Origin of the sequence: Mesorhizobium australafricanum, from assembly GCF_033977265.1 — a bacterium.
Taxonomy (GTDB): Bacteria; Pseudomonadota; Alphaproteobacteria; order Rhizobiales; family Rhizobiaceae; genus Mesorhizobium; species Mesorhizobium australafricanum.
Window position 1 is genome coordinate 310,328 of sequence record NZ_JAVIIT010000004.1, and the last position, 19,648, is coordinate 329,975.

Below are 19,648 nucleotides of genomic sequence, written 5' to 3' on the forward strand. Positions count from 1 at the left end.
GACCTCGTGGGACCATTGCCGCGCCGGCGGGCGGCTTGCCGCCGGTTCGCGGCGGTGGCAGATTGCGGTCGAAACCATACCGAGCAGATAGACATGGTCTCCAAACGCCTCAGCCGCGAAGCCGGCCATCGCCGCAAGTTCCTGGCGATCATCGACGACACGCCCGAATGCGAGCGCGCCGTCGCCTACGCCTCGAAGCGGGCGCAGCACACCAGCGGCGTGCTGGTGCTGCTCTATGTCATCGAGCCTGACGACTTCCAGCACTGGCTGGGTGTCGAAAAAATCATGCGCGAGGAAGCGACGGCCACCGCGCGCGCGGCGCTCGACGGCTACGCCAACAAGGTGCGCCAGGATGTCGGGATCGAGCCGGAGCTGGTGGTGCGCGAAGGCAAGCCGACCGAAGAGATCCACAAGCTGATCGAGGAAGACCAGGACATAGCCATCCTGGTGCTGGCGGCCGGCGCCGGCAAGGAAGGCCCAGGGCCGCTGGTCGGCGCGGTGGCCGGCAAGGGTGCCGCCTTCCCCATTCCGGTCACGGTGGTGCCGCAGAACCTGTCGGACGAAGAGATCGACAGCCTGGCCTGAGATGTGTTGATATTCAGGTGAGGCCGGCCTGCGAATAGCGGCTTCCTGCGCTTCCGGCCTTCGCCGACCGAAGCACTAGCGAGTGGCGTGGCAGCGAAATTAAGGCTACGGCCGGCACAGGCCGGTTCTCGGAAGCCACCATTCTCGACTCGGCCTGACCTGAATCTCGACACATCTCGACGTAGTGAAGGGTCGAAAAAACATTCCGCCAGCCAGCTATTCGCGCGACGCGTTTCGCTTGAATGTCCAGCCGATAGAGCCTATTTAGAATTATTCCAAACTATCGGCCCAGAAGGGCCTGGAGATACCTCATGTTCATCCAGACCGAATCGACGCCGAACCCGGCGACGTTGAAGTTTCTTCCCGGCAAGGAGGTGCTGCGCGAAGGCACAGCCGATTTCCGCAGCGCCGAAGCCGCGGCGGAGGCCTCGCCGCTGGCCGGCCGGCTGTTCGAGATTGCGGGCGTCACCGGCGTCTTCTTCGGCTATGACTTCATCACCGTGACCAAGGACGGCCCCGACTGGCAGCACCTGAAGCCCGCCATCCTCGGCGCCATCATGGAACACTTCATGTCCGGCGCTCCGGTCATGGCCTCGACCGCCCCGGCGAGCCAAGCTGGCGACACCGGCGAGTTCTACGACAAGGCCGACGAAGAACTGGTGCTGACCATCAAGGAGTTGCTCGACACAAGGGTGCGCCCGGCGGTTGCCCAGGATGGCGGCGACATTACCTTCCGCGGTTTCGAGAACGGCACTGTGTTCCTGCACATGAAGGGCGCCTGCGCCGGTTGCCCGTCGTCGACGGCGACGCTGAAGCACGGCATCCAGAACCTGCTTCGCCACTTTGTTCCGGAAGTCCAGCAGGTCGAGCAGGTCGCCTGACATGTTCCCTCCCGGCCGCCACGCGACCGGTTGAGCCTCATCGCAAAAACAAAAAACCGGGCCCCAACAGCCCGGTTTTCTGTTTTTGGACGTCTTGTTGTTGCCTAGACGGTCCGCTTGCGAAAGCTTTTGGCCTCGGCCTTCGTGATCACAGCACGATGACCTTGGCGCCGACCGACGTGCGGTCGTAGAGATCGATAATGTCCTGGTTCATCAGCCGGATGCAGCCTGACGACATCGCCTTGCCGATCGAGAACCATTCCGGGCTGCCATGCAGGCGGTAGCCCATGTCACCGCCCTTGTTGAAAAGATACATGGCGCGCGCGCCGAGCGGGTTCTTCAGGCCCGGCTCCATGCCGCCGGCGAACTTGGCAAGCTCGGGCTGGCGCTTGATCATCTGCGAAGGCGGCGTCCAGGTCGGCCATTCGCGCTTCAGCGCGATATGAGCGGTGCCGTGCCACTCGAAACCCTCGCGGCCGACGCCGATGCCGTAGCGCATCGCCATGCCGTCGCCCTCGATGAAGTAAAGGAACTTGTTCTGGGTATCGACGATGATGGTGCCTGGCTTCTCCGAAGAGTCATACCGCACTTCCTGGCGGTGGTACCTGGCGGGAACCTTCTCGATCGGGATGCGCGGCAGCTGATAGCCGGCATCGCTCATCGCGCCATAGTTGTTGGTGAACAACTGTCCGCCGATGGTGCTGCAGCCGCTGATCGCGGCGGACAGCGCAAGGGCGGCGAGGATTGCAAATGACTTCAAACGCATGAATAGGTCCGACGCCCTGTCTCGATGCAGCGGCACGAGTCGGCCGCTTTCTTGACATCATTCATGCTGGCATTTCTTTTGCTTGCCAAGCGTGCACTGCCTATATGCAAGGCCTCACGTGCCGGTAAGTGCCGAACTGCGGCATTTCCGCAACAGGCCTCACAGGATTGTGAAACAAAATCAATGGGGCGACTTGAGAGCCGCCGGGAACCCGAGGAGAGCGCCATGAATGTCGGTGATGCCGCCGAGCGTTCCGGGCTGCCGGCCAAGACCATCCGCTATTACGAGGAGATCGGCCTGATCCGCCCGGCGCGGGCCGAAAACGGCTATCGCGATTACTCCGGCGAGGACATCCATCGGCTGGCCTTCCTACGCCGCGCCCGCAACCTGGGCTTCTCAATCGACGATTGCAGGCAGCTGATGGCGCTTTATCAGGACCGCGACCGCGCCAGCCACGACGTGCGCGAGATCGCCGCCGCCCATGTCAGGGCGATCGAGGAGAAGGTGCGCGAATTGCAGTCGATGCGCTCGACGCTGCAGACGCTGATCCAGGCTTGCCATGGCGACCACCGGCCGGACTGCCCGATCCTGGATGACATGGCGGGAGCGGCCTGAAGCAGGACGGCCTATCAGCGCTTCCAGAAATCGCGGTGCGGGGCGAGCATCTCGTCGGCGATTTCGGGGAAAGGGCCAAAGACCTCGATCTTTTTCTGGCCGGAGGCGAATACAGTGCGCGAGGCAAGGTTCATCGTCGGATTCTCGGCGTGATCGCCGGTAAGCGCGAGAAGCGCTGTCTCCTCGAAGCCGTAGACCAGCCGCCCGATGTTCGCCCAATACATCGTGCCGGCGCACATCGCGCAGGGCTCGCCGGTCGAGACCAGCGTGCATTGCCATAGGAACTCAGGCTCGTAGGCCGCCGCGGCGCGCCGGGCCAGCTCGGTCTCGGCATGGCGCACCGTATCGAGGTTGCCCTGCCGCATCAGCACGCGATCGTCCGGGCCGACCAGCATGCAACCGAACGGATGATGCCCATGCGCCGCCGCCTCGCGCGCGACGGCGTCGGCGGATCGCAGGTGGGCGAGCATTTGATCGCGTGTCATGGGAAAAATCCGGTCACGCCGAGATTGCTGCCAAGGGGCGCGATTGGCAAGAGCTGACCATTGCTCGAGCATCCACCTTCTTCAAATAGATAATCGCCCCCACTAGGGCGATTATATATTTGACAGACCCAACGCGATATGCGATAACGAATCCAAGGAGTTATCGCTATGTCCGTCCTGTCCCGCCCCTATTTCCACGATGAAGCCGCCGCCTTCGAGCATGTCGAGGGTATGCTGTGGCCGCAGGGTCCGGTCTGCTTTCATTGCGGTTCGATGGAAAAGCACTACGCCTTGAAGGGCGGCCGCACGAAGCCTTCGAAGAAGAACCCGCACGGCGTTGAAATCCACGGCCTCTACAAGTGCTCGGATTGCCGCAAGAAGTTCACCGTCCGCATGGGCACGATCTTCGAGGAGTCCAAGCTCCCGCTGCACATCTGGCTTCAGGCTCTGCACGCGAAGTGCGCCAGCAAGAAGGGCGTTTCGGCCCATCAACTGCACCGCGCTCTGGAAATCACCTACAAGACGGCTTGGTTCCTCTGCCATCGCATCCGCGAAGCCATGCGCTCGGATGACTTCACGCCCATGGGTGGCGCTGGCAAGTTCGTAGAGGTGGACGAAACCTACATCGGCCGCTTGAAGGGCACCCCTGTTAAGTCTGGCGGCGGCGCTCACAAGAACACGGTCGTTAAGCTGGTCGAGCGCGGCGGCAAGGCCCGTTCCTTCCATGTCGATACCGCCCGCATGGGCAACGTCATGCCGATCGTGCGCGCCAACATCGCTAAGGAAAGCGCGCTCATGACCGACGAGAGCGGCATCTATCGCCGCGCCGGCCAGGATTTCGCTTCGCACGAATTCGTCACCCACTCGAAGGACGAATACGTTCGTGGCAACGTCCACACCAACACCGTCGAAGGCTATTTCTCGGTCTTCAAGCGCGGCATGAAGGGCGTCTACCAGCATTCCAGCGAGCAGCATCTGCATCGCTATCTGGCGGAATTCGACTTCCGCTATTCGAACCGCGTTGCGATGGGCGTTGATGACGTGGTGCGGTCGCTGATCGCGCTGAAAGGTGCGAAAGGCAAGCGTTTGGTGTATCGTGGGACGCCGTGAACAAGACGTAGATATCCCGACGCGAAGTTCCTACTTGAGCGTCGAAGGTTCAAGATGACCGACAGAGCGTATGACAGAAGCCGGCTAAAGACCCTACTTCACTATGTGATTTGGGAAGCGGGATCGCACGCTAATTTTGGAGCGACAAAGCTATACAAGGTCGCTTGGTTTGCAGACGCTAGACGGTTTGTGCTCACGGGCAAATCCATCACTGGCGCACCATATATCCGGCAAGAGCATGGGCCGATCCCGCGTGACGGCATGATGGTACGTGCGGACCTTGAGGCGGAGGGATCAATTCGCCAGTGGCGGGACAAGGTCTATGACCATGAGGGATGGAAGTTCAAGGCGCTTAGGCCCCCCAAAGTCGGGGTATTCGGCGACGATGAAAAAGCGCTGATCGACTATTGGATAGGGCATGTAGACAAAGATCATACCGCATCAAGCATCAGCGAGTTGTCTCACAACTACGGATGGGAAATTGCTCGCATGGGTGAACGGATACCGTTCAACTCCATCTTGGCAGAGCGGATTAGAGACCCCAACGATGAAGAGATGGAATGGGCCAAAAAAGTCCTAAAGCGAACAAGGCTGCTTTAGCTTGCACATCGTGGAGGATCCAGCAGCGCAAGCAGCGCTCGATGACGCGCTAGAGAAATGGGAGGGCACCTCCGCTGCATGGGATGCCGTTACCTGGGTGCTCGCGCGCGATCCGACACTAGGCAAACCATTGACAGAAGACGGGAAGACAAGAGCGTTCACTTACGATGGTGCGAAGTCGATCAAACAGCCGACGATAACAGTGGTGTACGAGATCACAGGAAAGCATGGGATCGTCCTTCTTGATGCAAGATTTACGGAGCCGAGACATGCCCAAGTCGGGCGAGCCTAAAACTCAAATCGACAAGTTCCGCGAACTGGCGCGTGAGATTGAAACCGTCGATTCCGAAGAGCCGTTGAACGCTGCTCTTAGGAAGGTGGCGAAGCCGCCACCCCCAAAGGACGACAAGGCGAAATCGCCTAAGTGACATTGGCCCCCGGCCCGGCAATCTGACCGGGAGCGAGCGCTGAAATCGCAAGTTGAGCGAATGACGGTGGAAGATCGCCTTTCGCCACCTTGCCGGCCAAGTAGCCCTTAAACTTGCCGCCTTCCAAATATTCATCCTGTAGCCATTCCCGATATGCACCAAGAGCAGCAAGCGGGTAGCACCACGATTCGTGCGGATTGGCTTTCGATTGAGGATGGTCGTCGGGGTAGCGATGAGGGTATTTGCGGCGAACACCGTGAATTTCCGACAGGTTGTGGTCGTCCCAATATTTTGACCAGTGTTGGCCTATCGAGATGTCCACTACGAACTTTTCGCCGATGTTGGCTCCCGCCACGATTAGCTCGTAAATGATTGTGTGGGTTTCGTTGAAGACGTGGAAATGCCCCTTGGGAGCCGACTGATAATTCAAAGCCAATCGCTCGTGCCACTTCGCGAAACGATCCTTGCCACGGCGCGGATCATAGCCGACTTGGCTATAGATCATGTCGCGAAGGCGCGAGCCGGCAAGAATGCGATAGTTGTCGCGAGCCTTCTCTGAGACGTTCACCCCCGCGTCAATGGCGTAGTATTCCATGATCGCAAGGCTGACATCCGCCGGATAGCAGTAATGGACCACGCCCCGGTGCAAGACCTCGATATGGGCGGTTGCCGGTATCTTTCCGACCTTTTCGAGGATTGCCTTTATCCTCTGAATGCGCGGCTTCTGATCAACATCATTCCATTGGCTGCTGATGGTGCCGATATGTGCGTTCTGCACGTCGCATAGCGCAGCAAGGCCGCGTTGGTTCAAGTATGGCGTTCCATCGGATAGAACGCCCATAACAACGCCGTCGATTTCGCGCTCTTTTTCGACAACAAGAGGCAAGTTGGGCTGATTTCCTTTCGGGCCGATTTGGCTCGATTTAACAGCTAAGATATTGATTTTAACTGTCATTTCGGTGATTTCCTCGATCCTAACGACACAACCTAAAGATTCGAATCACCTAAAGTAACACAACCAGAGCGATTCCTAATGTAGGTAGCGCTTTCGTGCCTGACCAAAATTGGGTGCTTCGTTATCGGTCCACGTAGCCACTTGCCAACACGCTAAACTACATAGGACCATAATCCTAGATGGGGCGATTCTCGTAGAAGGTCGCAATGGTTCGGCGCAACAAGGCAAAGCAGCTATCAGAGGTCGAGATTGAGCGGTTCATGGAGGCCGCATCGGCCATGCACACGGCAATCGTGCGGCCCCTGATATCGACGCAATGCGATCATTATCGCGCCATGGGCGATCTGCACGAAGCGCTGTTGAAAGCGGTGAAGGACGTCACCGGAAAAGATGCCGCATTCATCAAGTGGTTCGGGGCCGGATCGCGCTAGGCTAGGCTGGTACAAGGTATTGGTGCTTGAATCCTACGGCCCGTACATCAAAAACGTATTCAAATCGGCCGCTATCGCTATAGCGAAAAACATTCTGCAAATCCCCGTTGCGCCGATAGATAGCCAATCGATCACCCTCGAATACCCAGTTATGTTCGTTCTCGTTGCGACCCTCGCCAATACTCCCGTCTGGCCGGAAGGAAAGGCTCTTGCTCCCATTGTTTCCGGCCGGACTGAAATAAAAGGTCCAGCGCTGGCGGGTTAATCGATCTCTCAGTGCTTCAGGGTCTTTGATAGCTGATGCGACCCGGCGGCGCATAGCTGGCGGCCCTAGAACCGCGTCGCTAACATCATGTGTCGATAGCGTTTGCGGCGGTTTGTCGGCCTCGACAGGCTTGGGTTTGCTCCGCTCCGCTTCAAAAGCAGCAATCTTCTCGTCCCCCGCCTCGATCCGACCTTTCAGGGTTTCGATGCGCTCGCCGTACATGAAGCGGCCAATCGCCCAGCCGCCACCACCGAATAGGACGGCTAGGGTTACGAACACCCATGGCGCGGCCATTACCGCAGTCCAATTAGCTTGAAGAAAGTCGATAAGCCCCATGCGCTTTTCATATCAGCGCACCACTGATTTGGGCAATGGGTCTGTCAAATATACAATCGCCCCCACTAGCTGGGTTCAAACCGTGAACAAAATCTGGCATGGTGGCTGCCATGCCACTTGTTTCCCCGATTCCCCTCAATCCGCTGATCGACGGCCGCCAGTCGGAGCGCGCCATGCTGGTGCGGCGCGGCGTGCAGCGGCTTCTCACCGAGATGGGCGCGCATGTGCTGCCGGAACTGTCCTTGGCCACCGGGCGGCGCGCCGATCTCGTCGCGCTGACGAGGCAGGGCGATATCTGGATCATCGAGATCAAATCCTCGATCGAGGATTTCCGGGTCGACCGCAAATGGCCGGACTACCGGCTGCACTCCGACCGCTTCTTCTTCGCCACCCATCCCGGCGTTCCACAGGAAATCTTTCCGGAAGAATGCGGCTTCATCCTCTCCGACGGCTATGGCGCGGAGGTCCTGCGCGATGCGCCCGAGCACCGCATGGCGGCTGCGACGCGCAAAGCGCTGATGCTGCGGATCGCCCGCGCGGGTGCTGCCCGGCTCTTGGCGGCGGAGCTTGCCGGCGTTGCGGTGCCGGCGCTGGACGGCGAGAGCGAGTAGTAGTCGAGCGTGTGCGCCGACGTCTTGCTGCTGACACCCGGCATCAGGCCGGGCCGCAAGCCACCCCCTGCCCAAGGCCAGCGAGAATTTTCGTTCCGCACCGATGATTTCCGCCGATCGTGATTGTCTTCACCAACAGGCGCGTCCGGATGGCCGGCGGCCTGGAAAAAGAGGTGATCAAATGAAATCGCTGCAAAATCAAAATGTCGTCGTCGTCGGTGGCAGCCGTGGTGTCGGCCGCTCGATCGTGGAAGCAGCGCTTGGCGAGGGAGCGACCGTGCTTGCGGTTGCCCGTGGCGCCGCCGACCTGAAGCAACTCGCCTGGGAACGCCCGGGCTTGAGGACGCTCAGCACGGACGCGACGGCGGAGACCGCGCCGCAAGCGGTTTTCGACGCGCTGGCACCCGACGTGCTGGTGCTTTGCGCGGGGGCGCTCGCCCCTTCGGCGCCGATACAGGAGCAGAGCTGGGAGGTCTTCTCGGCGAATTGGGAAATGGACGTCAAGGCGTCGTTCCTGTTCTGCCGGGAAGCCCTTAAAGGCCGGCTCAAGCCCGGAGCCCGTGTGTTGCTGATCGCCAGCGGCGCCGCCATCAGCGGCGGACCGCCGAATTCCGGCGGCTATGCCGGCGCCAAGCGCATGCAGATATTTTTGGCCGGCCATTGCCAGAAGGAATCGGAGCGGCTCGGCCTCGGCCTGCGCTTCATGGCGCTCTCGCCGGCCCGCATCATGCCGGGCACCGGGGTCGGCGATCGCGGCATCGACAGCATTGCGGCCTATATGGGCATCCGCCCGGCCGACTTCCTGGCCAGCATGAGCGATATGCAGACGCCGGCCGATGTCGGACAAGCGGTGGTCCAGCTCGCGACGGGCAAGCCGCAGGGCTGCTCCTTCACGGTGAGCGGCAGCGGCCTTGCGGCGGCGGCATGAGACGCGCAGGATGGCAACCGAATTCAGCTCTCCGGGCTCCACATGACTAATGCTTCCGGCCCTATCGAGCCTTTGGGCCGACCAGGCCAGCCGGTCCTCGACCGGCTGGCGTTCGAGCGCCTGACCGTCGCCCACCGCCGCGAGCTGAAACTCCATTGCTACCGGATGGTGGGCTCGCTCAACGAGGCGGACGATCTCGTCCAGGAGACGTTCCTCAAAGCCTGGCGCGCGCGGTCGCAATTCGACGGACGCGGCTCGGCGCGCGGCTGGCTCTACTCGATCGCCACCAACAGCTGCCTCAATGCGATCAAGGCACGGTCGTCGGCGCGGCGCATTCTCGAGCAACCCGAGCGGCCGCCCTCCGAAGGAGGCGCGACCGATGGCCCGACCGCGGAGCTCGCCTGGCTGGAGCCATATCCGGACGCGGAACTGCCCGACATTGCCGATGACAGGCCGGGGCCGGAAGCGCGTTACGAGGCCCGCGAGGCCGTGCGGCTCGCCTTCGTCGCGGCGATTCAGCTGCTGCCGCCGAGGCAGCGCGCCGCGCTGCTGCTTTGCGATGTGCTTGGATGGTCCGCCATCGAGGCCGCGCAATTGCTGGGCGGATCGACCGCCTCGATCAACAGCGCCCTGCAGCGGGCCCGCGCGACGCTGGGCGAGCGCTACCCCCAAGGGCGCCCGCCGCAGCGATCGCTGCCCAGTGCGGACGAAGGCCTGCTGCTCGAGCGCTATATGCTGGCCTGGCAGGCCGACAATCTGGATGGGCTCGTCGACCTGCTGCGCGAGGACGCCGTCTATCACATGCCGCCATGGCGGGAATGGTACCACGGGCGCCCGGCAATCGGCGCTTTCCTGGGAAGCGTCTGGGGCAATTTTGCCGGCTACCGCGCGGTCGCCGTCGGCGCCAACGGCCAGCCGGCCGTGGGCGTTTACGCGCTTGGCCACAGGGATTCCATCTGGCGGCCGCATTCGCTGCATGTCATCGAACCCGACTACGGCAAGATCGCCTCGCTGACGATCTATGTCCCGCCGCTCGGCCCCGCTTTGTTCGCGGCCTTTGGCCTGCCGCCGGAGCCTGGCCCGCCTTGACCGAGAGGTTTGATGCATGTCGCCCAGAAGTGTGCAGCGGTTCTGGGACAACGACATGCATCAAAACAAAGACCTAAAGCGCGTCGCCTGAAGCCGGTTCAGCGCGACGCGCTTTAGCCCAGATCTTCTTCCACCCCGCCTCCCGCCGGCGCCATGAGCAGCACAGCTGCGCCCAGCAGCGCGGCAATCAGTGAGCCCGCAAGGATGCCCACCTTCACCGCATCCTGGAGCGCCGGGTCGCTGGCGAAGGCGAGCAGGCCGATGAACAGGCTCATGGTGAAGCCGATGCCGCAAAGCAGCGAAATGCCCAGCATATGCAGCCAGCCGGCATTGACCGGCAGGTCGGCGAGGCCGAACCGGATGGCTAAAGCCGAGGAGCCGAAAACGCCGACCAGCTTGCCGACGACAAGGCCGGCGGCAACGCCGAGCGTCAGCGGCTCGACAAGTGCTGCGAAGCTCACGCCGCCGAGCGAGACGCCGGCATTGGCGAAGCCGAAGATCGGAATGACGAGGAAGGGCACGAGCTTGTGCAGGCCGTGTTCCAGCCGGTGCAGGGGCGAATGTTCGAGATCGTGGCTGATGCCGGGAGAACGCTCCAGCGGAATGGTGAGCGCCAGCGCCACGCCGGCAAGCGTGGCGTGCACGCCCGACTTCAGCACGAGCACCCACAGCAGCGCGCCGAGCAGCAGATAAGGCCAGAGCTTCATGGCCCGCATGCGGTTGAGCACGACCAGCAAGGCGATGACGACGAAGGCGGCTGCCAGATAGGCGAGCGACAGGCCGCTGGTGTAGAACAGCGCGATGATGATGACGGCGCCGAGATCGTCGATGATGGCCAAGGCGGTGAGGAAGACCTTCAGCGAGGCCGGCACGCGGCTGCCGAGCAGCGACAGAACGCCGAGCGCAAAGGCGATGTCGGTGGCGGTGGGGATCGCCCAGCCGGCGATCGCGGCCGGATTGTCGCGATTGATGGCGACATAGACCAGCGCCGGCACCACCATGCCGCCGGCGGCGGCGATGCCCGGCAGCACCCGGCGCGGCCAGGTCGACAGTTGCCCGTCCAGCATCTCGCGCTTGATCTCCAGCCCGACCAGCAGGAAGAACACAGCCATCAGCCCGTCATTGATCCAGTGCGAGACGCTGAGCGGACCGAGATAGGCGTGAAGGACGGCGAAATAGGTTGCGGCCAAAGGCGAGTTGGCGACGATGAGCGCGAGGGCGGCGGCCACCATCAGGATGATGCCGCCGGCCGCCTCGCCGTCAAGGAATTCGCGCAGGATCGATTTTGGCTTTTCGTCGCGCATGCACCCCTCCATAACCCAGCCCGTTGGCCGGGAGCCTGTATTCCAATGATGCGCGGCGTCAATTGCGGCGCAAGGCTTAGTTACACCGCGGCGCACGCTTCGAAAGTTGGCTGAAACGCCAGTCCGTTCGTCATCCACGGGCGAAGCAAGGAGCGAAGCGACGCGGCGCAGACCCGAGGATCCATGCCGTTACCTGAGCCGTAGAATATGGCGGTGCAGAATTCTGCATCGTTGCGGCGCGTCGACGTCACGGAATGGATCCTCGGGTCTCCGCGTCCGCTTCGCTCCCGCTCCGCCCGTGGATGACGACGCTTGCCTAACGCGGAGCGCGTTTGGCCAGAATCCGCTGCAGGGTTCTGCGATGCATGTTGAGGCGGCGCGCCGTCTCGGAAACGTTGCGGTCGCACATTTCGTAGACGCGCTGGATGTGCTCCCAGCGCACGCGGTCGGCCGACATCGGGTTTTCCGGGGGTGCCGCGCGCTCGCCCGAGGTGCGGGTGAGCGCGGCAAAGACGTCGTCGGCATCGGCGGGCTTGGAGAGGTAATCGACGGCGCCTAGCTTCACCGCCGTCACCGCGGTGGCGATGTTGCCGTAGCCGGTCAGGATGATGGCGCGGGCGTCGTCGCGCTTTTCGCGGATGACTGCCACGACATCGAGGCCGTTACCGTCGCCGAGCCGCATGTCGACCACCGCATAGGCAGGCGGATGGGCGCGCGCCTTGGCGACCGCCTCTTCCACGCTCTCCGCCGTCTCGACCACGAAGCCTCTTGTTTCCATGGCCCGGGCAAGCCGGGTGAGGAATGGCTTGTCGTCCTCGACGATGAGCAGCGAGGTGTCCTCGCCCTCGACCATTGCACCAGTCGTTTCGTCTCCGCTCATCTTATCGGCATCCCCAAGAGCACTTCGCATCAAAACGGATTCTAGCGAATGCGCCTTAAGTCCTCGTTTCCGGGCATGTCATTTTCCCAAACACCGCCTGCACAGTTTTGGGCGATATGCCTCACTTTTACGCAGATACAGTTCCGCAACAGCAATGTCCAATTTTTAGAGCCGGCAACAGAGCTGCCATGCGGCGAATGCAAGGCTTCGTTCACCGTTTCGCAATTCCGGACGGAAGGCTACGGCGAAATCGCCTAGCCAAAACGCTGCGCACTTTTCCTGGAATTGCTATCCTTGGTTTGCCGCAATTCCGGACGGGAGGCTACGGCGAAGTCGCCGAGCCAAAACGCTGCGCGCTTTTCCTGGAATTGCTATCCTTGGTTTGCCGCAATTCCGGACGGAAAACCGCTGCGCGCTTTTCCTGGAATTGCTCTAGGCATTGTCGAACATGGTGGCCGAAGCCTGCTCCTGGTTGAGGAAGACGCCGCGCGGCCAGGCGATCTGCACCACCGCGCCTTCGCCAAGCCCGCTCGAATTGCGGAAATCGATGGTGGCGCCCGACCGTTCCAGCAGGGTCTTGGCGATGAACAGCCCGAGCCCCAGGCCGCCGCCGGCCTCGGTGCCCTGGCGCGTCGACATATAAGGCTCGCCGATGCGGTCGATGATCTCGGCCGGGAAACCCGGCCCGTCATCGGTGATCGAGAAGACGACCTTCTCGTTGTCCCAGCTCCAACTGACGGTAACCGACTGGCGGGCGAAATCGACGGCATTCTCGACCAGGTTGCCGAGCCCGTAGATGACGCCGGGGCTGCGCTGGCCGACCGGCTCCGGGCCGATGCGCTCGCCAGGCCGCAACCGGATCGAGATGCCGAAATCGCGATGCGGCGCCGTCACCTCCTCGACCAGCGACGTGAGCGGCATGCGCGACATATGCGCTTCGCCTTCCGACGAAAGGCTGGTCAGCCGCTTCAGGATTTCGCGGCAGCGTTCGCTCTGCGAGCGCAGCAACTTCACGTCCTCGCCGTATTTTGGGTCCTTGCCGAGCGCCTTTTCCATCTCCTTGGCGACGACTGTGATGGTGGCCAAAGGCGTGCCGAGCTCATGCGCGGCGGCGGCGGCCAACCCGTCCAGCGCCGACAAATGCTGCTCGCGCTGCAGCACCAGTTCGGTAGCGGCAAGCGCATTAGCGAGCAGGCGCGCTTCCGCCGCGACGCGGAAGGCATAGATGGCGGTGAAGGCGATCGAGGCGAATACCGCCATCCACATGCCGGCGACATAGATGAACGGCATCGGCAGCGGCGACCCTTCATACCAGGGCAGCGGCAGGTGGAAGAACACCAGAAGCGTGGCGGCCGCCATGACCAGCGCGCCCAGCACGGCAGTCAAGCGCAGCGGCAGCGACGCGGCGGAGATGACGACCGGCACGGAAAGCAGCACGGAAAACGGATTGGTCAGACCGCCGGTCATGTAGAGCAGGCCGGTGAGCTGGATGCCGTCGAAGGTCAGGATGGCGAAGGCCGAGAGCGGCGTCAGGCGGTGCGCCGCCGGATAGCGGAAGGTGAGCCACAGATTCATCCAGGCCGAGCAGGCGATCAGCGCAAAGCACATCGGCACCGGCAGCGGGAATTTCAGGCCGTAGGCGACGACAAGCACGGCCAGGCTCTGGCCGACGATGGCCAGCCAGCGCAGGCGGATCAGCGTGTTGAGCCGCAACCGCTGGCTTTGCTGGGAATCGGGCACGCGCAGGATGTTGATCATCGACTTACGATTATAGCCGCGGGAGAGTAAGCGCTAGTAGTGCTGTAAGGGCGACTTAACCGGGTTGGCAGCCGGTGTTTCGGTTCACCCTCATGAGTGCTTGGTGATTGGTCGAGACTCCTCGCGATTTCGTCATCCACGGGCGGAGCGGCGCGAAGCGGAGCGCAGACCCGAGGATCCATTCCGTTACCTTGACCGTAGAATGTAGCGGAACAAGATTCTGAACCATCGCAAAGCGGCGAAGTCACGGAATGGATCCTCGGGTCTGCGCGCGTCGCTTCGCTCCTTGCTCCGCCCGTGGATGACGAAGCGACGGGCGTTTGCGCCAATCGCAAAGGTATGCGGTTCGCCGTCGTAAGCCCGTCGCTAAGTCCCGCGTGGCTTGGCACGGCTGGTGGCAATCGCCAGCAGCGGATTTTCCGGCCAGACATGCCTGGGGTAGCGGCCGCGCATGTCGGTGCGCACATCGACCCAGGAGCCGCGCCAGAAGCCCGGGAGATCGCGCGTCGTCTGGATCGGCCGATGCGCCGGCGACAGCAATTCGAGCGTCAACGGCACGGTGCCGCTGGCGATCGCCGGATGTCGGTCAAGGCCGAACAGCTCCTGCACGCGGATTGCCAGCACCGGCCACTCGCCATCGTAGCGGATCGGCACGTGGCTGCCGGACGGCGCGTCGAAATGGGTCGGCGCCAGCGCGTCGACCTTGCGCTGCAGGTCGTGCGGGACCAACGCCATGAGTGCGGCCGACAGTGTCGCTGGCTTGATGGCCGCGAAGGAGGCGTCGCCGGCGAGAAACGGCAAGAGCCAATCGTCGAGGCGATCCAGAAGAGCGGCATCGGAAACGTCCGGCCAGGGCGCGCCAAGGCCGCGATTGAGCCAGCCGAGCCGCTGGCGCAGCACCTCCGCCTCCTTGCCCCAGTCGAGCAGCGACAGGCCGTGCTCGCGCAAGGCGTCTGTCACGGCGCGGTCGGCGTCCGCGCCTGACGGCGCCGGCAGCATGCGCTCTGACAGCGTGATCGCGCCGAGCCGCGCGGTTTCGCGCATGCGCACGGCACGGCGCTCTCGGTCGAAGGTCGTCTCGCGCTTCGTCTCGATGCGATCGGCAAGGGCGGCGCGGATATCGGCTTCGTCGACGGACGCGGCAGCGGTGATGCGGGCGTTCTGCGCCTTGCCCTGCAGGTCGGCGACGACCAGCCAGGTTTCATTGGCCAGCGGGTCGGCGGCATCGACCATGGCGCCCGAACCATTGGCGAGCACGAAGCGGCCACGCTCGCCGCGCGCTCTTGCCACGCGATCCGGCCAGGCATGGATGAGGAGCGAGCCGGCGCTGGCCGGTGTGTCGTTTGTTTCTCCGCCAGCCTGCCTGACCAAGCGCTCCGCCAATTGCCGAGCGGCATTGGCGCGCGGCGATCTTTCACTGCCAAAGCGCATCAGCCGGCGTTCGAGGTCGGCGCTGTCGCCGCCGAGCCCGCGCTCGGTCAACAGAACGGCGAGCGTAGCCGCTTGACGTGCCTGGCCGGTCTTCGCCGCTTCGGCCACCATATGCGCCAGCCGCACCGGCAGCGCCAATTTGCGCATCGCAGCGCCCGCCTCCGTCAGCCGGCCAGCATCCTCGATGGCGTGAAGGGCCTTGAGCAGGACCCTCGCCTCGTTGAGAGCGGGCGCCGGCGGCGCATCTAGGAACGAGAGGCTCGACGGATCGGCAACACCGAAAGCGGCGCAGTCGAGCAGCAGGCCGGACAGATCGGCCTCCAGGATCTCCGGCGGCGTGAAGGCGGGAAGCGACGCGGTCTGCTCCGCCCGCCACAGGCGCACCGCCACGCCGGGCTGGGTACGACCGGCGCGGCCGGCGCGCTGGTCGGCCGAGGCCTTGCTGACACGCACCGTCTCAAGCCTGGTCAGGCCGCTTGCCGGCTCGTAGCGCGGCAGGCGCGACAGGCCGGAATCGATGACGACACGCACGCCGTCGATGGTGATCGAGGTCTCGGCGATCGAGCTTGCCAGCACCACCTTGCGGTGGCCGGCGGGCGCCGGCTTGATCGCCGCGTCCTGCGCCTTGTTGTCGAGCTGGCCGTAGAGTGGAACGATGTCGGTGTCGGCGGCGACATTGTCTTGAAGCCGCTCGGCGGTGCGCTCGATCTCGCGCTGTCCTGGCAGGAAGGCGAGCACGCTGCCCTGCTCGCCGGCCAAAGCCGCGCGCACCGCCCTGGCCATGGCGTCCTCGATCGCCACGCCGGCCGGGCGTTCGTCGTAGCGGATCTCGACCGGGTAGGCGCGGCCCTCGCTTTCGATCACCGGCGCCTGCGCCAGAAGCCTTGCGACACGGGCGCCGTCGAGCGTCGCCGACATGACCAACAGACGCAGGTCCGGCCTCAGCGCGCCCTGCACGTCGAGCGCCAGCGCCAGGCCGAAATCGCCGTCGAGCGAACGCTCGTGGAACTCGTCGAAGATCACCGCCGAGACGCCGGGCAGTTCCGGGTCGTCGAGGATCATGCGGGAGAGCACGCCTTCGGTGACGACCAGGATTTTTGTCCGGGCCGACGTGCGGTTCTCCATGCGCATGGCGTAGCCGACGGTGCCGCCTGGCTCCTCGCCCAGCAATTCGGCCATGCGGCGTGCGGCGGCGCGGGCGGCGAGCCGGCGCGGTTCGAGCAGCACGATCCTGCCCGCGCCGAGCCACGGCGCGTCGAGCAGCGCCAGCGGCACCAGCGTCGTCTTGCCGGCGCCGGGCGGCGCCACCAGCACGGCGCTGCTGCGCCCGGCCAGTGCCGCGGCAAGCGCCGGCAGCACGGCCGTGACCGGAAGTTCAGGCAACGGTTTCGTCGTCATCGCGCCCGCATATCAGCCGTCGCGGCCGACGCGCAACTTGCGCGACCGGTGCGCGGTCAAAGCCTGGTGCGTGAAAACGGGTTCCAGCGCACGGTGCCGAGCCTTACCTCTTCGCGCACCATCGTCAGAAGGCCGGAAGCGCCAACCACCGCCAGACCGACCAACGAGAGCCAGTCGGGATATTCATGGAAGAACAGCGCGCCGAGGATAACCGCCCAGACAATTTGCGAGTAATGCGTCGGCGCGATGCGGTTTGCGGGCGCGTATTTGACCGCAAGCAGTTGCAGAAGCTGTCCGCCGGCAGTGAAAATACCGGCCAGCATCAGCCAGACCAGCTGCCCGAGATTGGGGAGAGAGAACGACGTCGCGGCCGCGCCGACGCCGTTGAAGACCAGGCCATAGCCGACCAGCGCGCCGAGGATCGTCGTGCGCTTCTCCTGCTGGGCGAGCGAGCGCATCAGGATGACGCTGGTGGCGGCGAGGAAGGCATTGGCAAAGGCGGCGAGATGGCCGAGATGCAATTCGCGAAAGCCCGGCCGCACCACCAGCATGACGCCGACAAAGCCGGCGACCACGGCCAGCCACCGCCAGGGACCGACCCTTTCCTTCAGGACGAGCGTCGACAGGATGGTGACCAGCAATGGCGCCAGAAAGATCAGCGCGTAGACTTCCGCCAGCGGAATGGTGGTGAAGGCAAAGACGCTGAGCACACCCGACGCAATACCCGCCAAGGCGCGCGCCTGCACCGCCCACGGCCTTTTGGTGCGCCAGAAGTCACGCCAGCGTTCGCCCCGGGGCTTGGTGAAGAACAGAAAGCAGCCGGCAAACAAGGTCGAGAAGAAGCCGATCTCGAAGACGGTGAACTGACCGCCCAGGCTCTTGATGACCCCGTCGCTGAACGAATAGCTTGCATAGGCGATCAGAGCGAGCAGGATTCCGTTCGGCACGATGCAATTTCCGGGAGAGACGACGAGAAGATACTGGCGCTGGGGCACATCCCGACGACATCGAGATACTCCTGTTCGGTACGCTGGCCGCCTATCCCGCGCAAGGCGCAGAACTGACTTTTGCGATAGCCACCGATGGTGCCAAGGGCGGCAAGGGAGACCCGGCAGCCGGCGCCGCCGATCCGGCCGGTGACGGCAAGCCCGAGCCCGCCAACCGGGCCAGCTGACAGCAGCGGGACGTAGCGTCCGCCGGCATTTCCCGAACGATTTCAGTCACCCGTTTCACCATGCTGCGGCGCAGCAACGAATTCGCTTGCGTTGTTTAGTAAAAAGAGCATCACTAAACAAATTACTAAACATCGGCAGCGCATTGCGCACCATGTTCAGGCCCTCGGAGGAGCGAGGGTTGAGGGCTCTTGAAACCGTCATCCGGACGCGTTTCGCAAATGGGAGGTAAGGCATGAAATCGACCTTGAAACTGGCGTTGGGACTGGCCTCGGCGATCTTTGCGTCGACAGCCGTCTCGAACGTCGCGCATGCGGAAGACCTGACGCTGTGCTGGGCGGCCTGGGATCCGGCCAATGCGCTCGTGGAACTGTCCAAGGACTTCACCAAGGAAACCGGCATCGGCATGAAGTTCGAGTTCGTGCCGTGGACCAATTACGCCGACCGCTTCCTCAACGAGCTCAACTCGCATGGCAAGCTCTGCGACCTGATCATCGGCGACAGCCAATGGATCGGCGGCGCCGCCGAGAACGGCCATTACGTGAAGCTGAACGACTTCTTCGACAAGGAGAAGATCAGCATGGACGACTTCGTGCCGGCGACCGTGGTGGGCTATTCCGAATGGCCGAAGAACACGCCGAATTACTGGGCGCTGCCGGCCATGGGCGACGTCGTCGGGTGGACCTATCGCAAGGACTGGTTCTCCAAGCCCGAGCTGCAGAAGGAATTCAAGGAAAAATATGGCTGGGACCTCGCCCCGCCGACCACCTTCGACCAGCTGAAGCAGATCGCCGAGTTCTTCCAGAAGCGGCAGATCGACGGCAAGACCGTCTACGGCGCCTCGATCTACACCGAACGCGGCTCGGAAGGCATCACCATGGGCGCCATGGACGTGCTCTACAGCTATGGCTTCCAGTATGACAACCCGAAGAAGCCCTATGAGATGGAAGGCTTCGTCAACTCCGAGAAATCGGTGAAGGGGCTGGAGTTCTACAAAGCGCTCTATGACTGCTGCACCCCGCCCGGCGCTTCCAACAGCTACATGGGCGAAGGCGTCGACGCCTTCAAATCCGGCCAGGTGGCGATGCATATGAACTTCGCCTTCACCTGGCCCGGCCTGCAGAAGGACGAGAATGTCGGCGGCGACAAGATCGGCTACTTCGTCAATCCGAAAGGTCCCGACGGCGACCAGTTCGCCCAACTCGGCGGCCAGGGCATCTCGGTGGTTTCCTACTCCGACAAGCAGGAATCGGCGCTGAAATACATCAAGTGGTTCGCCAACAAGGACGTCCAGGCCAAGTGGTGGTCGCTCGGCGGCTATTCCTGCCTGAACTCCGTCGTCAAGGACCCGAAATTCCCGTCCAGCCAGCCCTATGCGCAGGCCTTCCTCGACTCGATGGCGATCGTGAAGGATTTCTGGGCCGAACCCAGCTACGCACCGCTGCTGCAGGCCTCGCAGAAGCGCTTCCACGACTATGTCGTCGCCGGCCAGGGCTCGGCCAAGGACGCGCTCGACGGCCTGGTCAAGGACTGGACCCAGGTCTTCCAGGACGACGGGAAGATGTAGTCGGGGCAAGATGTAAGGCTCCTCCCGAGCCAGACCGACGCGTCCCGTGCCGC

At 63.0% G+C, this 19,648-nt stretch carries 20 protein-coding genes and 1 pseudogene; 12 read left to right on the forward strand and 9 right to left on the reverse strand.

Features of this window, described 5'->3' with window-relative positions:
• The first annotated feature begins 93 nt into the window (after positions 1-93).
• Positions 94-585 carry a universal stress protein gene (locus RFM98_RS10675; protein WP_320308822.1) on the forward strand — a complete coding sequence of 164 codons (492 nt, stop codon included), beginning with the start codon at positions 94-96 and terminating at the stop codon, positions 583-585.
• A gap of 311 nt (positions 586-896) precedes the next feature.
• Positions 897-1,466, forward strand: a complete 570-nt coding sequence (locus RFM98_RS10680; RefSeq protein ID WP_320308823.1) for a NifU family protein — start codon at positions 897-899, stop codon at positions 1,464-1,466.
• 148 nt (positions 1,467-1,614) lie between these two features.
• Here the strand turns inward: RFM98_RS10680 and RFM98_RS10685 are convergent, their stop codons facing one another.
• Complete coding sequence (locus RFM98_RS10685) at positions 1,615-2,232, reverse strand: L,D-transpeptidase (RefSeq protein ID WP_320308824.1); 618 nt, start codon at positions 2,230-2,232, stop codon at positions 1,615-1,617.
• A gap of 225 nt (positions 2,233-2,457) precedes the next feature.
• Here RFM98_RS10685 and cueR point away from each other — a divergent pair, with 225 nt between their 5' ends.
• Complete coding sequence (cueR, locus tag RFM98_RS10690; protein WP_320308825.1) at positions 2,458-2,847, forward strand: Cu(I)-responsive transcriptional regulator; 390 nt, start codon at positions 2,458-2,460, stop codon at positions 2,845-2,847.
• 14 nt (positions 2,848-2,861) lie between these two features.
• Here cueR and RFM98_RS10695 read toward each other — a convergent pair whose 3' ends face one another.
• Complete coding sequence (locus RFM98_RS10695; RefSeq protein ID WP_320308826.1) at positions 2,862-3,332, reverse strand: nucleoside deaminase; 471 nt, start codon at positions 3,330-3,332, stop codon at positions 2,862-2,864.
• A 168-nt stretch (positions 3,333-3,500) separates the two neighbouring features.
• Here RFM98_RS10695 and RFM98_RS10700 point away from each other — a divergent pair, with 168 nt between their 5' ends.
• The 3 genes from RFM98_RS10700 (at position 3,501) to RFM98_RS10710 (ending at position 5,470) form a co-directional block, all read left to right on the forward strand.
• The gene (locus RFM98_RS10700; protein ID WP_320308827.1) at positions 3,501-4,442 is read left to right on the forward strand and encodes an IS1595 family transposase; all 942 of its coding nucleotides are present in this window, start codon (positions 3,501-3,503) and stop codon (positions 4,440-4,442) included.
• Between the two features lie 54 nt (positions 4,443-4,496).
• Entirely contained in the window at positions 4,497-5,042 is a 546-nt protein-coding gene (locus tag RFM98_RS10705; protein WP_320308828.1) for a Panacea domain-containing protein, read from the forward strand.
• Positions 5,043-5,311: 269 nt separating this feature from the next.
• Positions 5,312-5,470 carry a hypothetical protein gene (locus tag RFM98_RS10710; RefSeq protein ID WP_320308829.1) on the forward strand — a complete coding sequence of 53 codons (159 nt, stop codon included), beginning with the start codon at positions 5,312-5,314 and terminating at the stop codon, positions 5,468-5,470.
• Here RFM98_RS10710 and RFM98_RS10715 read toward each other — a convergent pair.
• On the reverse strand, positions 5,463-6,425 hold the full coding sequence (locus RFM98_RS10715) for a BstA C-terminal domain-containing protein (RefSeq protein WP_320308830.1): 963 nt from the start codon (positions 6,423-6,425) through the stop codon (positions 5,463-5,465). The genes RFM98_RS10710 and RFM98_RS10715 overlap by 8 nt on opposite strands.
• Before the next feature lie 206 nt (positions 6,426-6,631).
• On the opposite strand from RFM98_RS10715, the gene RFM98_RS10720 reads away from it, so the two are divergent.
• On the forward strand, positions 6,632-6,856 hold the full coding sequence (locus RFM98_RS10720) for a hypothetical protein (RefSeq protein ID WP_320308831.1): 225 nt from the start codon (positions 6,632-6,634) through the stop codon (positions 6,854-6,856).
• A gap of 1 nt (position 6,857) precedes the next feature.
• Here the strand turns inward: RFM98_RS10720 and RFM98_RS10725 are convergent, their stop codons facing one another.
• Positions 6,858-7,457: a hypothetical protein gene (locus RFM98_RS10725; RefSeq protein ID WP_320308832.1), complete on the reverse strand. Its 600-nt coding sequence runs from the start codon at positions 7,455-7,457 to the stop codon at positions 6,858-6,860.
• A 110-nt stretch (positions 7,458-7,567) separates the two neighbouring features.
• On the opposite strand from RFM98_RS10725, the gene RFM98_RS10730 reads away from it, so the two are divergent.
• The 3 genes from RFM98_RS10730 (at position 7,568) to RFM98_RS10740 (ending at position 10,085) form a co-directional block, all read left to right on the forward strand.
• Positions 7,568-8,068, forward strand: coding sequence for an MmcB family DNA repair protein (locus RFM98_RS10730; protein ID WP_320308833.1), 501 nt, complete (start codon positions 7,568-7,570; stop codon positions 8,066-8,068).
• 181 nt (positions 8,069-8,249) lie between these two features.
• Complete coding sequence (locus RFM98_RS10735) at positions 8,250-8,996, forward strand: SDR family NAD(P)-dependent oxidoreductase (protein WP_320308834.1); 747 nt, start codon at positions 8,250-8,252, stop codon at positions 8,994-8,996.
• 42 nt (positions 8,997-9,038) lie between these two features.
• Positions 9,039-10,085, forward strand: a complete 1,047-nt coding sequence (locus RFM98_RS10740; protein WP_320308835.1) for an RNA polymerase subunit sigma-70 — start codon at positions 9,039-9,041, stop codon at positions 10,083-10,085.
• Positions 10,086-10,198: 113 nt separating this feature from the next.
• On the opposite strand, the gene nhaA is transcribed toward RFM98_RS10740, so the two are convergent.
• From nhaA to RFM98_RS10765, 5 genes are all read right to left on the reverse strand, one after another.
• Positions 10,199-11,389 carry a Na+/H+ antiporter NhaA gene (gene nhaA / locus RFM98_RS10745; protein WP_320308836.1) on the reverse strand — a complete coding sequence of 397 codons (1,191 nt, stop codon included), beginning with the start codon at positions 11,387-11,389 and terminating at the stop codon, positions 10,199-10,201.
• 316 nt (positions 11,390-11,705) lie between these two features.
• Entirely contained in the window at positions 11,706-12,269 is a 564-nt protein-coding gene (locus RFM98_RS10750; RefSeq protein WP_320217456.1) for an ActR/PrrA/RegA family redox response regulator transcription factor, read from the reverse strand.
• A 432-nt stretch (positions 12,270-12,701) separates the two neighbouring features.
• A complete protein-coding gene (locus RFM98_RS10755; protein WP_320308837.1) occupies positions 12,702-14,027 on the reverse strand; it encodes an ActS/PrrB/RegB family redox-sensitive histidine kinase in 1,326 nt (441 codons plus the stop codon).
• 366 nt (positions 14,028-14,393) lie between these two features.
• Complete coding sequence (hrpB, locus tag RFM98_RS10760; RefSeq protein ID WP_320308838.1) at positions 14,394-16,856, reverse strand: ATP-dependent helicase HrpB; 2,463 nt, start codon at positions 16,854-16,856, stop codon at positions 14,394-14,396.
• A gap of 56 nt (positions 16,857-16,912) precedes the next feature.
• Positions 16,913-17,803: a DMT family transporter gene (locus RFM98_RS10765; RefSeq protein WP_320308839.1), complete on the reverse strand. Its 891-nt coding sequence runs from the start codon at positions 17,801-17,803 to the stop codon at positions 16,913-16,915.
• Positions 17,804-17,862: 59 nt separating this feature from the next.
• On the opposite strand from RFM98_RS10765, the pseudogene RFM98_RS10770 reads away from it, so the two are divergent.
• Both RFM98_RS10770 and RFM98_RS10775 read left to right on the forward strand, forming a co-directional pair.
• A pseudogene (locus RFM98_RS10770) lies at positions 17,863-17,970 on the forward strand (PIG-L deacetylase family protein); the annotation flags it as partial.
• Positions 17,971-18,263: 293 nt separating this feature from the next.
• Positions 18,264-19,595, forward strand: coding sequence for an ABC transporter substrate-binding protein (locus tag RFM98_RS10775; protein WP_320308840.1), 1,332 nt, complete (start codon positions 18,264-18,266; stop codon positions 19,593-19,595).
• Positions 19,596-19,648: the final 53 nt, after the last annotated feature.